The organism is Rhizobium sp. LjRoot258 (assembly GCF_964254185.1).
Lineage (GTDB): Bacteria > Pseudomonadota > Alphaproteobacteria > Rhizobiales > Rhizobiaceae > Rhizobium.
In genome coordinates this window covers 701902-715491 of sequence record NZ_CAXUST020000001.1, presented here as the reverse complement: position 1 = coordinate 715491, position 13590 = coordinate 701902, and the positions used below count along the sequence as shown (strand labels likewise).

Below are 13590 nucleotides of genomic sequence, written 5' to 3'. Positions count from 1 at the left end.
ATCAGATTTATACCATCTCCCTGCCATTGCGGCAACTGCCTCCCACATGCGGCTTGGAAAGTCTGCGGCGATCGTTCAAGATCATCGCCACTGTCGATGGCGGACAATCTCATGCTGGAAGCGCAATACGTATTGGAGCGGCTGCAGAAGCTTGCCGCCAAGGATAACCGCCCGCTGGCCTTGCCGGAGGTGGCGGAGCGGTCATCCGCGCTCTTTACCTTCGTGACGCGCGAGCGCGAGCGCATCGCCGGCTGCGCCTTTGCGCGAGCTTCGATCGTGGCGATCGTCGAGGGGTCGAAGGAACTCGTGACCATGGGACGGCAGATGCGCTTTGGCGCGGGCACCGTTCTGGTTCTGCCCGGCGGCTTTCACGGCGATGTGGTCAACGACCCCGATCCCGCAAGCGGCGTCTACCGCGCGATCTTCATCGGCTTTCCCGACGAGCTTGTGGCGCGGGCGGCCCGTTTGTTCCCGCCTCAACGTGCCGTTCGGCCAATCGATCTGCCGCTCGACAGGGCACTCGCTGCCGCAATTCACCATGCGGGCGAAGGCATGGCGGCTGGAACACTGCCGCCTGCGCTGATCGAACATCGGGTGATGGAAGTGCTGATGGTGCTTGGCATGCGCGGCGTCCTGCCGGTGAGGCCGAAGACGACCAGCGACGCCGTGCGCTCACTCATCCGCTGGCAGCCGGACAAGGCCTGGACCGCCGATGCCATCGCCGCCGAACTCGGCACCAGCAATGCAACGCTACGGCGACGTCTTGCCGAGGAGGCAACATCGCTGCGCGACCTGCTCGCCGAAGTGCGCGTGGACCTTGTCGCGGCATTGCTGTCGGAGGACGGGTTTTCGCTTCGCGAGGCAGCACTTGCGGCCGGGTATCGTTCACCGCGACGCTTTGCCGAACGCATGCGGGCCAGGCAGCGTGCGACACACGCCGCGGACGCTTGAGCTTTTCCGACAATTCTTTGAGCGTTTCTGCGCATCGCGCACTCGCCGCGATTGCTAGAGCTGTCTCATCGAACAGGAGACAAGCTCATGCGCAGAACGATAACGGCAACCACCCTCATTCTTGTCCTCAGCGCGATGCCAGTCCTGGCCGCGGATTTGCAGGTCACCTTCGAGAAGAGCGGCAAGGGAGGCACACTGCCGGCGGAGAATGCCTCCTGCATCGCGGCGGGCGGCAAAGCAGCCGCCGGGAATAATAAGAGCCCCGCCCTTTCCTGGTCGAAGGGTCCGGCGGGCACGCGCTCGTACGCACTTGTGATGACCGATCCTGATGTGCCGCGGGACCTGTCGCTGCTCAACAAGGACGGAACGGTGATCGCGAGGGACGCAGCGCGTATGGAGTTCACGCATTGGATGCTGGCAAACATCCCGACCGCAGTGACCCGGCTGGCGGAAGCCGCCGACGGCGACGGCCAGCCGCCGGGAGGATTGCCGCTGGAGAACACGAAGCACGGCCGGCGCGGGCAGAATGGTTTCGCAGCCTTCTTGAAGGATGGTCCTTACGGGGGCTATATGGGCGCGTGCCCACCCTGGAACGATCTCCGCATCCACCGCTATCGGGTAACGGTCTATGCGCTCGATACCGACCGGCTCACGCTTCCCGACGCCTTCACCCGCGCCGATTTTCTTTCCGCTGCCAAGGGGCATACCGTCGCCTCCGGCGCGGCTGAACTGACCTATACGATCAACGCAAAGGCGCTGAAATGACCGATACCAAATGGGGCGCAGCCGTCGTCGACAGCGGCTCGATCTACTGGACGCGCAATCTGGTCATTTCGCTGCTCGGCTCCTTCACGACGATCGTCGCGATGACGCTGTTGCTGCCGTTCCTGCCGCTCTATGTCGAGGAACTCGGTGTCAGCGATCACGCGGCGATCGTGCAGTGGTCCGGCGTCGCCTATGGCGCGACCTTCCTGGCCGCCGCCTTCGTGGCACCGCTCTGGGGCCGGCTCGGCGACATCTATGGACGCAAGCTCATGCTGGTGCGCGCCAGCGCCGGAATGACGGTTGCGATTTCGCTGATGGGCATGGCCGACAACGTCTGGCAACTGGTGGCGTTGCGCCTGTTCGTGGGCCTTGCGGGCGGTTATTCGTCCGGCTCGATGGTGCTGGTTGCCACGCAGACGCCGAAGGATCGATCCGCATGGGCGCTCGGCGTGCTCGCCTCCGGTATCATGGCGGGCAACCTCGTCGGTCCGCTGATCGGCGGCGCGCTGCCGCCGCTGATCGGCATTCGCAACACGTTCCTGGCCGCCGGCGGGATGATCTTTCTGGCGTTCCTCGCAACAACCTTCCTGATCAAGGAAGAGAAGTCCCCTGCTCGCAAGCAGGCTGCGAAGGCGAGCGGCGGCTGGGCCTCGATATCAGACAAGCGCCCCGTAATCGCGATGCTGGCAACCGGCCTGCTGCTGATGCTCGCCAACATGTCGATCGAACCGATCATCACCGTCTATGTCGCGCAGCTGACGGAACATCCGGGCAAGGTGACGATGATCGCAGGCATCGTCATGTCAGCGGCAGCACTCGGCAGCATCCTGTCGGCCTCCCGCCTCGGCAAGCTCGCCGACCGCATCGGCCACTGGCCTGTCATTGCGGGTGCGCTCGCGGTCGCCGGCCTGCTGCTGATCCCGCAGGCATTCGTGACGAACTCCTGGCAGCTGATCATCCTGCGCTTCCTGATGGGCATGGCGCTCGGCGGGCTGCTGCCCTGCATTTCCGCGGTCATCCGCCATAGCGTGCCGGATAGTGCCGCGGGCAGCATTCTCGGCCTGTCGGTCTCCTCGCAATATGTCGGGCAGGTTGCCGGACCCGTGCTCGGCGGCTTCGTCGGCGGCCATATCGGCATGCGGGCCGTGTTTCTAGGCACATCAGTGCTGCTGATTGCCGGCGCCGCCTATTCCTGGCTGGTGCGGCCGCGCAACGCCGCTACGCCGGACCGCAAATAAGCTCGACGCCGGAACGCGCCAGGGCTTCCAGCGCCTCGCGAGAATCGCCGGCGCGCGCCCGCACGGCCAGCGAATGCATGATCGCTGAAGCCAACCGGGCCAGCGATCTTGGATGCGTGTCCTTCCGCAGCTCTCCCTGCTCAACGGCAAGAAGCAGACGTTTCTCGATCGCGCCGTCGAAATCCGCGAGGCTGCGACCAAGCAACTCCCGCACCCGCTTATGCCGGATCGCTTCGACGGTCGCCGTGCTGATCAGGAAGCAACCGCGCGCCGCCTGATCTCCGTGGAGGTAGATCTCCAGTGCGCTGGCATAGATGCGGGAGAGATTTTCCCGAACCGGCAGGTCCGGATCAAGGGCATCTTCCAGGGCGACCATGCTGTCCGCCCGGTAGCCCTCCAGCGCATCCAGATAGAGATCCTCCTTGTCGCCGAAGGCATTGTAGAGGCTCGGGCGATTGAGGCTTGTGGCGGCGCTCAGATTATCCAGCGACGCCGCGGAAAAGCCTCGATCCCAGAAGACCTCGCGCGCCTTGCCGATCGCAGCATCCGCATCGAACGCGCGCGGACGACCACGCTTTCTTTCATTCTTCATATTTTTGTACCGCTTCGCATCAAATTCTTGACCAATGCATTTTTATGCGAAAGAGTACAAATGTCCAACGAATTGAGACCGGTCCGATAAAGCCGGTCTGTGCAGGAGGAAATCCGATGAAACTCTACATGCGTGCAGCCGCCTGCTCGCTCTCACCGCATATCGTCTGCCGCGAGCTTGGTATCGAGGTGGAACTGGTCGCGGTCGACCCGGCGACACACCGGGCGGAAAATGGTGACGACTATCTTTCCATCAACGGCAACGGCTATGTACCTGCCTTGATACTCGGCGACGGCAAGGTATTGACCGAGGGGCCAGTCATCGCACAGTTTCTTGCCGACAGCGCAGCGGAGGGAACATCAATGCTGCCGGCAGCCGGCACCTTCGAGCGCAGCCAGGTGCAATCCTACCTGAACTTCATCACCTCCGAGTTGCACAAGCCGATGGTCATGTTCTTCGATGCGGCCTATGCCGGCGCGCATCAGTCCATCCACGCACTGATCCTCAAACGGTTGGAATGGCTGAACAACCGCCTGAAAGGCCCCTACCTCACCGGCGAGAATTTCACCATCGCCGACGCCTATCTCTTCGTCTGCCTGAATTGGTCGCCATGGATCGCTATCGACCTGAGACAATGGCCGGCGCTTTCCGCTTTCATGAAGCGGGTTGCCGAGCGGCCAAAGGTGAGAGAGGCCCTACAGGCCGAGCAACTGCAGGCTTTCGAACAGGACGGCGTCTTTTTCGCCCCGCAGGCCTACCTTGCCTCGGCCAACCGCTCCGGCACGCCTGTCCGGCTCTGACCTGATATGGAGGGGAAGCGTGTAGCCGAAGGGCACCGGCGTCCAACGAAAGTGGAAATCGCGATGCCAAGCGCAAAAGGCGCACCGCTGAATACCGGAAGGACGCCAGGCCAGACGCTGTGGACGAGGACCACTCGCGAGGAGATGAAGCCGGTCAAAGGGATGTGCGGCAAGACCTCCTTGATAATCGAGCCGCGAAGAATGAAGAAGAGCCGTAGCAGGCTGGGACGGCGGCGCACGATCAAGATGCGGACTTCTCGGTCGTTCGAATGACGGGATCTCGGCCTTTCCTCGCCACAGCCGACACAATGGCCGCGACAAGCGCGGCCATTGTCCTCAAGTGAGAAATGGCGGCTTAGCTGTCGCTTTCGCTGCGGCCGAAGGCCCAGTCCATGTAGAGCTCGAACGTCTTGCGGGTGACCGGCCCTTGCTGGAAATCGCGGCCATCGAGGCGGTTGATGCCGACGACCTTGGAATAGTTGCCCGTCGTGAAGATCTCGTCGGCATTCATGAAATCCTCGACCGAGAGCGTCACTTCGCGCACCTCGAAGCCCGCCTTGCGCAGGAGGCCGATGACCCGGGCGCGGGTGATGCCGGCAAGAAAGGTGCGGTTGGCGATCGGCGTCGAGACGATGCCGTCCTTGACCATGAAGACGTTGGAGGATGCCGTCTCGGCGACGTTGCCATTCATGTCGCGCATCAGCGCATTGTCGAACCCGCGGCTTTTCGCCTCGGCGATGGCGCGGCCGCTGTTCGGATAGAGCGAACCGGCCTTGGCATCCGTCATCGCCGTTTCCGGCGACGGGCGGCGATAGGGCGAAACGGTGAGCGAATTCGGCGCATTGTTGCCGAGCGGCGCTTCGAAGAGGCAAAGCGCGAAGCGCGTGGAATCGCCGTCGACGGTGACGACGCTGCCAGCCGATCCGTGCTCGCCCCAATACATCGGCTTGATGTAGATCGGCGTCTTGCCGTCGAACTTCTTGATGCCGTCCCAGACGAGCGCTTCGATCTCCTCGGCTGTTTTCATGGGCTTCAAGCCCATATTGATCGCCGAGCGGTTGACGCGCTGGCAATGCAGGTCGAGGTCCGGCGCGATGCCATCGAACCAACGTGCGCCGTCGAAGACCGTCGAGGCCAGCCACATGGCGTGCGAGGTCGGGCCGATGAGCGGCGGGTTGCCAGTAAGCCACTCTCCCTCGACATAAGTCCAGGTGGTTGAACGCGGCGATGTGTCGACGGCCATGGGCATTCTCCTTGAAAAGTTCGAAGAGCAAAATCCCCACGCGAAGACCCGGTCAAGTGGAAATCCACACCCCGCAATCCTACGCAAGAAAATGGCGGAGAGGCTTCGCAGGGAGTAATATTCATGCGTGAGCCCTTAAGCGCCATCGATGGGTATATCACTGAAAATCATGGATTGCGCGATTGGAAGCGATATCAGCGTCGTGCCATCATGCACCCGAAGCGATGCGGAGTGAAATCGATGAAAGCCATGTTCTACGACGCCTTCGAAAAGGCTCCCGAAATCCGCACCCTGCCCGATCCGACGCCCAGCGAGGATGGTGTGGTCATTGCCGTCGGCGCGACCGGGCTTTGCCGCAGCGACTGGCATGGCTGGATGGGCCACGATCCGGATATCAAGCTGCCGCATGTGCCGGGCCACGAACTGGCCGGCAAGGTGGTCGCAACAGGCAAGGGCGTCATGCGCTTCACGATCGGCGACCGGGTGACCGTGCCTTTCGTTTCCGGCTGCGGCCATTGCAGCGAATGCCATTCCGGCAACCAGCAGGTCTGTCCGAACCAGTTCCAGCCGGGCTTCACGCATTGGGGCTCGTTCGCGGAATACGTGGCGATCGACTATGCCGATACCAACCTCGTGCATCTGCCTGACAGTATCGACGACGCGACGGCGGCAAGCCTCGGCTGCCGCTTTGCGACATCGTTTCGCGCCGTCGTCGATCACGCGCGCACCGGCCCCGGCGAGTGGATCGCCGTGCATGGCTGCGGCGGCGTCGGCCTGTCGGCAATCATGATCGCGACGGCGCTCGGAGCGAACGCGGTCGGCATCGATCTTTCCGACGAGAAGCTTGCCTTCGCCCGCGAATGCGGCGCGGTGGCGACGATCAACGCAAGCAGCGTAGCCGATGTGGCGGAAGCGGTGCGTGAGATTACCAAGGGCGGCGCGCACGTCTCGATTGACGCGCTCGGCCACCCCGTGACCTGCTTCAACTCGATCAAGAATCTGCGCCGCCGCGGACGGCATGTGCAGGTCGGCCTGATGCTCGGCGAATATGCGGCACCGCAGATCCCGATGGCGCAGGTGATCGGCCACGAGCTGGAGATCTATGGCAGCCACGGCATGCAGGCCTGGCGCTACGATGCGATGCTGTCGATGCTGACTTCAGGCAAGATCGCGCCGCAGAAGCTGATCGGCCGCCGGATCACGCTCGAAGAGGCGATCCACGGGCTGATGACGCTCGATCGGGCGGAAGGGATCGGTATCAGCGTCATCACGCAGTTCTGACTTCGGGCACGCACAACCGATCTCAATCAAAAACGATTCTCGCTGCCCAGAGCGACACACACACACACACACGAGAGCGCCGCCGCTTGAAGCGGCAAACGCGAAAACCCATATGCGCCGGGACAAATCGCGACAGCGACGATCGGCGGTTGCGGGTTGCCAAGGGCTTCGGAAAGGTCTAACGGGCTCGCCGCCAAAAAAAGAAAAGCGAGACATGATGTCCAACTCATTTGTGAAAGCGCCTGCCCAGGCGAGCGCGAAGGTTTTCTTCGTGCTGGGCGATCGGATCGAGCGACGCGCTCGTCTGCAGGGAGCCTGGCTCAACATCTTCGACATTACAGCGCCGCCGGGCAGCCGGACGCCACTGCACCGTCACGCGAGCCCCGAGGTCTTCCGGATCATCGAAGGCCGACTGACCATCCGCCGCGCCACGGAGAACGGCCTGGAAGAATTCGAAGCCACGGCAGGCAACATCGTCCGCATCGCGGCGAACCAGGCGCACGCCTATTCCAATCCCGGCCCGCAGACGGCTGTCTTCTCGGCCATCGTCGACCGCGATATGGCGGAATTCCTTGAGGCTGCCGGCTCGCAGGAACCACCGAAGGCGACGCCCTCCGCGGAAACGATGGATCGCATGAAGGCCGCGGCCAACGCCCACGGCATCACCATCCTGGCGGCCTGAGCTTTCAAGAGCCGCCCGGACCGCAAGTTCGGGCGGTTCCCCATTCGACGCGCGCCGGCTTCATTCTCTGGCACCTCGGCCATCTCCGCACGAGGGAGACGGCTTTACGGCGGGCGAGCTCGTCTTCGAGGTCGTCAGGTTGGACGGCCGCAACATCGACAAGGTGCGCGTCCAGCGTGTCGACGAAGCGGCATAAGCAAGGAGACGATCCATGGCATGGTCTGCCAGCCAATATGTCAAATTCGAAGATGAACGAACGCGTCCGGCGCGCGATCTGTTGGCCCAGGTGCCGCTTGAGCACGTCCGTCGTGCGATGGACCTCGGCTGCGGGCCGGGCAACTCGACGGAGCTGATCGTCGAGCGTTTCGGGGCGGCTGGTGTCTCCGGCCTGGACAGCGACTTGAACATGCTGGAGGCCGCCCGCAACCGTATGCCCGGCACGCGCTTCGTCGAGGCCGATCTTGCCACCTGGCAGCCAAGCGAACCGGCTGACCTGCTGTTTGCCAATGCCGTCTTCCAATGGCTGCCGAACCATCTCGACATTTTCGACCGCTTGATGGACGGACTTACGCCGGGCGGCGTGCTGGCGGTGCAGATGCCGGACAACCTGACCGAGCCAACCCATCTGTTGATGGAGGAGACGGCGCATGCCGGGCCCTGGAAAGCCGCCTTCGAAGCGCAGAGCGTTCGCCGTCAGCCACTGCCGCCGCCCTCCACCTATTACAGCCGGCTCATCGGCAAGGCCGCCCGCGTCGACATCTGGCATACCGCCTACAACCATCCGATGGCGGATGCTGCGGCGATCGTCGAATGGGTCAAAGGAACGGGCCTCAGACCTTATCTCGACCACGTCGGCGCCGAGCATCGCGGCGCGTTTCTGGCCGACTACCTCGGCCGCGTGGAAAAGGCCTACCCGAAGATGTCGGACGGCCGCGTATTGCTGCGGTTCCCGCGGATCTTCACGGTTGCTGTCAAGGCTTGAGAGCGCCGTCGAACCGGGCCTCCTGGCTAGCGCATCGGATGGGCGGCAGGATCGGCTGACATTGGCTTGCAATGGTCAGGCGGCATCCTGCTTGCCGCCGCACCCGAGCGCACTATAGTCGTCGCAAACAGCGAGGAGACAGCCATGGACGCCGCCCCCATTCCGCCAGCCACACTTGTCATTTTCGGTGCTACGGGCGACCTGACGCGACGCCTGCTGATACCGGCGATCATCAATCTGACGCGAAGCGGATTGGTCGGCGACGATCTCAACATTCTCGGCGTCGGCATAGATCCTGGCGACGACGCTTCGCTGGTGGCACGACTGGACAGTTTCCTTTCCGGACTGAGCGAACCGATCCTGCCGGAGACGGACGATGCGTGGCGACGGCTGCGCGAGCGGATCTCTTACATTTCAGGCGATTTCACCCAGGACGGCATATTCCTCGAGATCAAGAAGCACCTGACGAGCTGCAACGCGGCCTTCTATCTCGCCGTGCCGCCGCAGTTTTTCGGAACGCTCGTCGAAAAACTGGCCGAACACGGCCTGACCCGCGAGGCTGACGGATGCTTCCGCCGGATTGCCATCGAGAAGCCTTTTGGCACCGACCTCGCCTCCGCCCGCGCATTGAACGCCCGCATTCTCAGCAACGTCGCCGAAAGCCAGGTCTATCGCCTCGACCACTTCCTGGGGAAGGAAACGGTGCAGAACATTCTGACCGCCCGCTTCGCCAACATGATGATCGAGGCGCTCTGGAACAACAACTATATCGACCACGTACAGATCACGGCCGCCGAAACGGTCGACGTCGGTACGCGCGGCAAATTCTACGACGCCACCGGCGCGCTGCGCGACATGGTCCCCAATCACCTGTTCCAGCTGCTGGCAATGATCGCGATGGAGGCGCCGAACGGTTTCGGCGCGGAAGCGATCCGCACGGAGAAGAGCAAGGCGCTGAGCGCGCTGCGGATCTATACGCCGGAGGAAGCCGCAACGCAGGCCGCGCGCGGCGCCTATACGGCCGGCAAGCTCGATGGAAGCGACATCACGGCGTTCCGGGAGACCAAGGATGTCTCGCCCGACAGCAACACCGAAACCTTCGTCGCGCTGAAGCTCTTTGTCGATACATGGCGTTGGGCAGGCGTGCCGTTTTATTTGAGAACCGGCAAGGCAATGAACGCGCGCGATACGGAGATCGTGGTGACTTTTCGGCAGGTGCCCTTCGCGCAGTTTCGCGAGACTGAGGTCAAGCGGCAACTGCCGCCGAACAGGATGGTCATCCAAGTCCAGCCAGATGAGGGGCTGAGCGTCGAGATCTCCATCAAGTCGCCCGGCCTTTCCGTGGACACCGTCCCCGTCTCGCTCGACTTCCGCTATGCCGACAAATTCGACATCGGCAAGATGACCGGATACGAGTCCCTCCTCTACGATCTCTTCATCGGCGACCAGACGCTCTTCCAGCGCGCCGACGGCATCGAAGCCGGCTGGGCGGCCGTGCAGCCATTCCTCGATATTTGGGCGAAAAGCAGCGAAACCCCGGAGGCCTATGCTCCGGGGAGCATGGGTCCGTCTTGCGCCGAGGAACTCATCCGGCGCGATGGCCGAGAATGGCACGAGCTGGGTGTGATCATGCACAACCACGTTCGAAAGTAATTCCGGAAATACACGTTTAACTAAAGTAAAGCAGAAGAGAATTTCGCTTCGCTTCCCGTATGGCGAGCGAAAATATTGTATCATGAATGTGTGATCGTAATCCATCGCAACACATTTATGGTACGCTATACAAAATATGGATGTGTTGACCCTTTCGCCTTGTACAGCGAAGATTTTCCTGCTGACCGCGTTGCTATTCCAATGCGACAAAGAAGGCGGGGCTCGTCCAACCCCGACGGGCCCTTCTTGCGTTTTTCTATCATTTGGCGAATAAAGTATATATTAGTCGAAATTGTTAAAGCTCGATTAATATATTTACTTGCGCTCTTCCACCGCCTTGCTAAATCTATCTCGAGGGTTTTGGGGTATTGACATGGTAGATACTCATTTGTCTAAGAATCGTTCGATTTCCGATCAACGTATGGAAACCTGCAGGTCGGAGTTTGAGCCCCTCCTCTTCGAGCTCATCCGCAATGGTGAGAAGCGGGGATGGAAGGCGGCCGAAATCGCGATGGCGCTGGCCGACGCGGCTGATGACGTCATCCTTCAGCTGGCAAGGGAAACGAAGAGCAAGCATTGACCGCTTGCCTTGCCGGTTCTGATATAATGACGCTTCAGAAGTGCTCCTTTAGCAAGTAAAGAAATCCTTGAGCTTGTCTCGTGTGATTCTCTTGCAGCTTGCGCCACACAAAGGAGTCCGATGTTGCAGTTGATTGCCGCAGCTCTTCTTGCCTGCGGATGCGTCAGCCTCGCCGAGGTTGCCGACTGGCCGCCTGCGGACAGCTATGTGCCGAAGATCAGTTGCCACGAAAGCGATACCGCCGAGCACTGCGAAGAAATTCGTGCGGCATGGACCGGCCTTTACGCCGATGCGATCGCCGGCCGTGTTGAAAGTCAGCGAAAAGTCTCTTTCTGCCTGAGCACCGGCTGCAACAAAGGCATCGTTGTCGAGCCCGTCCTTGGCTGCGCCTGGCGCCAGGTCATCGTGGCTTCCCGCAATCCTCAGATCAACGACGCCGACCGGGCCAACATCGAGCGTTACTGCGGCCCGCGCGCGCTTGACGATGCCGGGCGCAAAGCTGCCAGCGACCAGTCGCAAAGCTGGCTGACCTTGCTCGGCGTAACGCCATAGCTACAAATGCAAACGGGCGGGAACAAGCCCGCCCGCCGAAAGTCTTGGCTTGCCGCTTAGACGAACTGGCTGAGACCCGGAACCGAGCCGACAACCTCGTCGACGACTTCCTTGCCGGCATGCTGCTCGGCAATCGCGATGGTTTCCTTGGCAAGCGTCGTGATCTCGCCCATGCCGAGGCCTTCCGACATCAGTTGCTGGCCAAGCGCCATGATGCCGCCGCCGCCGAGCGCCCCCATGATGCTGCCAAGGATCCCGCCGCCACCGCCCTCGCCTTCGCCGTTGTACTTGGCAACGAGATCGGAGGCGCCCGGAATGGCCTCGATCATCTTGGCGACCGGACCGTCTGCCGCTTCGCGCTGCAGGAAACCGAGCATCATGCCGAGCGCCTTTTCGGCCACCTCTGCGGGGATGCCCACGCGCGCGGCGATCTGGTCTACGATTTCATTCATTGTCAGCCTCCTGTTTTTGACGTTAACGTCAACGTTAATTGAACTTTCGGGGCAACTCAAGCCGCCTGCCGCAAAAGCAGGCTTTATCCTACTTTTCCTTTTGGTGCAGACAGTTGTCCGCACTGGACTCCCTGCTTATAACAGGGAAGCGATATTACAATGACCGTGCGGAAAACGACGCTCCGCACTTTGACGCAATCGGCGCCGACAGCCGCAGGGAGAATTTTCGAAATGCTCGAGGAAGGCAAGATTTTCGTTGGCGTCAGCCGCAATCCGGACGACAGCATCAACAAGCCGGAATATCTCGACCTGAAATTCGGAAACCGCCATGGCCTGGTGACGGGCGCAACCGGCACCGGCAAGACGGTGACGCTGCAGGTGCTTGCCGAGGGCTTTTCGAAGGCCGGCGTGCCCGTCTTCTGCGCCGACATCAAGGGCGATCTCTCCGGCATCGCCGCCAAGGGCGAACCGAAGGACTTCCTGACCAAACGGGCCGAGCAGATCGGCTTCGACGACTACGAATTCGACCAGTTCCCGGTGATCTTCTGGGACCTCTTTGGTGAAAAGGGCCACCGCGTCCGCACCACGATCGCCGAGATGGGACCGCTGCTGCTTGCGCGGCTGATGGATGCTTCCGAGCCGCAGGAAGGCGTCATCAACATCGCCTTCAAGATCGCCGACCAGGGCGGCATGCCGTTGCTCGACCTCAAGGACTTTTCCTCGCTGCTGAACTACATGGCGGAGAACGCGACCGAACTATCCAGCCAATTCGGCCTGATCTCGAAGGCGTCGGTCGCCTCGATCCAACGAGGCTTGCTGGTGCTGGAACAGCAGGGTGCGGAGCATTTCTTCGGCGAACCCGCACTCAAGATCACCGACATCATGCGGACCAACAACCGCGGCTATGGTCAGATCTCGGTGCTTGCCGCCGACAAGCTGATGATGAACCCGCGCCTCTATGCAACCTTCTTGCTCTGGCTGCTCTCCGAACTCTTCGAAGAACTGCCTGAGGTCGGAGATCCCGAGAAGCCGAACCTCGTTTTCTTCTTCGACGAAGCGCATCTACTCTTTAACGACGCGCCGAAGGTGCTGATCGAGCGTGTCGAACAGGTTGTCCGCCTCATCCGTTCGAAGGGCGTTGGCGTCTATTTCGTGACGCAGAATCCACTCGACGTGCCGGAAACGGTGCTGGCGCAGCTCGGCAATCGGGTGCAGCATGCGCTGCGCGCCTATTCCCCGCGCGAGCAGAAGGCGGTGAAGACAGCTGCGGACACCTTCCGGCCCAACCCAGCCTTCGACTGTGCCACCGTCATTACCACGCTCGGCACGGGCGAGGCGCTGCTGTCCACACTCGAGGCGAAAGGATCGCCCTCGATCGTCGAGCGGACGCTGATCCGTCCGCCGTCCGGCCGCGTCGGCCCATTGACCGATGCCGAGCGCCAGCAGGTCATGGACAAGAGCCCGGTGCTCGGCGTCTATGACGAAGATCTCGACCGCGAATCCGCCTTCGAGATCCTGGCTGCGCGCGCCAAGAAAGCGTCCGACTCCGACGCAACCAAGCAGGCGCAACCGACGCAGCCGACCGAGGGCAGTGCCTCGGGCCGCTGGACGCTGCCGGGCTTCGGCGATGACGATAACGAGCAGCAGAGCAAGACCGAGGGCCGCGCCCGCTCGTCCGGCTACCAGCGCGAGACGGTCGTCGAAGCCGCGATGAAGAGCGTGGCTCGCACGGTCGCGACACAGGTCGGCCGGGCACTGGTGCGCGGCATCCTGGGCAGTTTGAAGCGCTGAGCGGAAAGGGCGCTGCCCACGTCCTGCC

The 13590-nt window shown here is 61.9% G+C and carries 14 protein-coding genes; 11 read left to right on the top strand and 3 right to left on the bottom strand.

Translation table 11 applies throughout. The annotated features are described in order from the left end of the window. The first annotated feature begins 111 nt into the window (after positions 1-111). The 3 genes from ACSQ9D_RS03475 (at position 112) to ACSQ9D_RS03465 (ending at position 2954) form a co-directional block, all read left to right on the top strand. Positions 112-951 carry a helix-turn-helix domain-containing protein gene (locus ACSQ9D_RS03475; protein WP_436281170.1) on the top strand — a complete coding sequence of 280 codons (840 nt, stop codon included), beginning with the start codon at positions 112-114 and terminating at the stop codon, positions 949-951. 87 nt (positions 952-1038) lie between these two features. Beyond that, positions 1039-1716 carry a YbhB/YbcL family Raf kinase inhibitor-like protein gene (locus tag ACSQ9D_RS03470; protein ID WP_436281169.1) on the top strand — a complete coding sequence of 226 codons (678 nt, stop codon included), beginning with the start codon at positions 1039-1041 and terminating at the stop codon, positions 1714-1716. Beyond that, complete coding sequence (locus tag ACSQ9D_RS03465; RefSeq protein ID WP_436281168.1) at positions 1713-2954, top strand: multidrug efflux MFS transporter; 1242 nt, start codon at positions 1713-1715, stop codon at positions 2952-2954. The genes ACSQ9D_RS03470 and ACSQ9D_RS03465 overlap by 4 nt, the downstream gene beginning before the upstream one ends. Here the strand turns inward: ACSQ9D_RS03465 and ACSQ9D_RS03460 are convergent. Then, complete coding sequence (locus tag ACSQ9D_RS03460) at positions 2935-3546, bottom strand: TetR/AcrR family transcriptional regulator (RefSeq protein ID WP_436281167.1); 612 nt, start codon at positions 3544-3546, stop codon at positions 2935-2937. The genes ACSQ9D_RS03465 and ACSQ9D_RS03460 overlap by 20 nt on opposite strands. 116 nt (positions 3547-3662) lie before the next feature. Here ACSQ9D_RS03460 and ACSQ9D_RS03455 point away from each other — a divergent pair, with 116 nt between their 5' ends. After that, a complete protein-coding gene (locus tag ACSQ9D_RS03455) occupies positions 3663-4346 on the top strand; it encodes a glutathione binding-like protein (protein ID WP_436281166.1) in 684 nt (227 codons plus the stop codon). 355 nt (positions 4347-4701) lie between these two features. Here ACSQ9D_RS03455 and ACSQ9D_RS03450 read toward each other — a convergent pair whose 3' ends face one another. After that, positions 4702-5589, bottom strand: a complete 888-nt coding sequence (locus tag ACSQ9D_RS03450; RefSeq protein ID WP_436281165.1) for a branched-chain amino acid aminotransferase — start codon at positions 5587-5589, stop codon at positions 4702-4704. 240 nt (positions 5590-5829) lie between these two features. Between ACSQ9D_RS03450 and ACSQ9D_RS03445 the strand changes: the two genes are divergently transcribed. From ACSQ9D_RS03445 to ACSQ9D_RS03420, 6 genes are all read left to right on the top strand, one after another. Continuing rightward, a complete protein-coding gene (locus tag ACSQ9D_RS03445; protein WP_436281164.1) occupies positions 5830-6870 on the top strand; it encodes a zinc-dependent alcohol dehydrogenase family protein in 1041 nt (346 codons plus the stop codon). A gap of 214 nt (positions 6871-7084) precedes the next feature. Further along, positions 7085-7552, top strand: coding sequence for a cupin domain-containing protein (locus tag ACSQ9D_RS03440; protein ID WP_436281163.1), 468 nt, complete (start codon positions 7085-7087; stop codon positions 7550-7552). Positions 7553-7763: 211 nt separating this feature from the next. Continuing rightward, complete coding sequence (gene tam, locus ACSQ9D_RS03435; protein WP_436281162.1) at positions 7764-8534, top strand: trans-aconitate 2-methyltransferase; 771 nt, start codon at positions 7764-7766, stop codon at positions 8532-8534. 144 nt (positions 8535-8678) lie between these two features. Continuing rightward, positions 8679-10187: a glucose-6-phosphate dehydrogenase gene (gene zwf / locus ACSQ9D_RS03430; protein WP_436281161.1), complete on the top strand. Its 1509-nt coding sequence runs from the start codon at positions 8679-8681 to the stop codon at positions 10185-10187. Between the two features lie 388 nt (positions 10188-10575). Next, positions 10576-10767 (top strand): hypothetical protein, encoded by a 192-nt coding sequence (locus ACSQ9D_RS03425; protein WP_141652601.1) that lies wholly within the window; start codon positions 10576-10578, stop codon positions 10765-10767. A gap of 120 nt (positions 10768-10887) precedes the next feature. Then, positions 10888-11319 (top strand): hypothetical protein, encoded by a 432-nt coding sequence (locus ACSQ9D_RS03420; RefSeq protein ID WP_436281160.1) that lies wholly within the window; start codon positions 10888-10890, stop codon positions 11317-11319. Positions 11320-11375: 56 nt separating this feature from the next. Here the strand turns inward: ACSQ9D_RS03420 and ACSQ9D_RS03415 are convergent, their stop codons facing one another. Beyond that, positions 11376-11771 carry a hypothetical protein gene (locus tag ACSQ9D_RS03415; protein ID WP_024317911.1) on the bottom strand — a complete coding sequence of 132 codons (396 nt, stop codon included), beginning with the start codon at positions 11769-11771 and terminating at the stop codon, positions 11376-11378. 231 nt (positions 11772-12002) lie between these two features. On the opposite strand from ACSQ9D_RS03415, the gene ACSQ9D_RS03410 reads away from it, so the two are divergent. Continuing rightward, a complete protein-coding gene (locus tag ACSQ9D_RS03410) occupies positions 12003-13562 on the top strand; it encodes a helicase HerA-like C-terminal domain-containing protein (protein WP_436283757.1) in 1560 nt (519 codons plus the stop codon). The last annotated feature ends 28 nt before the right edge of the window (positions 13563-13590 follow it).

Coding starts and splice junctions, on each gene's coding strand:
- ACSQ9D_RS03455 (WP_436281166.1), top strand. CDS start 3,663: ATGAAACTCTACATGCGTGCAGCCGCCTGCTCGCTCTCACCGCATATC.
- ACSQ9D_RS03440 (WP_436281163.1), top strand. CDS start 7,085: ATGATGTCCAACTCATTTGTGAAAGCGCCTGCCCAGGCGAGCGCGAAG.
- ACSQ9D_RS03445 (WP_436281164.1), top strand. CDS start 5,830: ATGAAAGCCATGTTCTACGACGCCTTCGAAAAGGCTCCCGAAATCCGC.
- ACSQ9D_RS03420 (WP_436281160.1), top strand. CDS start 10,888: ATGTTGCAGTTGATTGCCGCAGCTCTTCTTGCCTGCGGATGCGTCAGC.
- ACSQ9D_RS03450 (WP_436281165.1), bottom strand. CDS start 5,589: ATGGCCGTCGACACATCGCCGCGTTCAACCACCTGGACTTATGTCGAG.
- ACSQ9D_RS03410 (WP_436283757.1), top strand. CDS start 12,003: ATGCTCGAGGAAGGCAAGATTTTCGTTGGCGTCAGCCGCAATCCGGAC.
- ACSQ9D_RS03415 (WP_024317911.1), bottom strand. CDS start 11,771: ATGAATGAAATCGTAGACCAGATCGCCGCGCGCGTGGGCATCCCCGCA.
- tam (WP_436281162.1), top strand. CDS start 7,764: ATGGCATGGTCTGCCAGCCAATATGTCAAATTCGAAGATGAACGAACG.
- zwf (WP_436281161.1), top strand. CDS start 8,679: ATGGACGCCGCCCCCATTCCGCCAGCCACACTTGTCATTTTCGGTGCT.
- ACSQ9D_RS03465 (WP_436281168.1), top strand. CDS start 1,713: ATGACCGATACCAAATGGGGCGCAGCCGTCGTCGACAGCGGCTCGATC.
- ACSQ9D_RS03470 (WP_436281169.1), top strand. CDS start 1,039: ATGCGCAGAACGATAACGGCAACCACCCTCATTCTTGTCCTCAGCGCG.
- ACSQ9D_RS03460 (WP_436281167.1), bottom strand. CDS start 3,546: ATGAAGAATGAAAGAAAGCGTGGTCGTCCGCGCGCGTTCGATGCGGAT.
- ACSQ9D_RS03475 (WP_436281170.1), top strand. CDS start 112: ATGCTGGAAGCGCAATACGTATTGGAGCGGCTGCAGAAGCTTGCCGCC.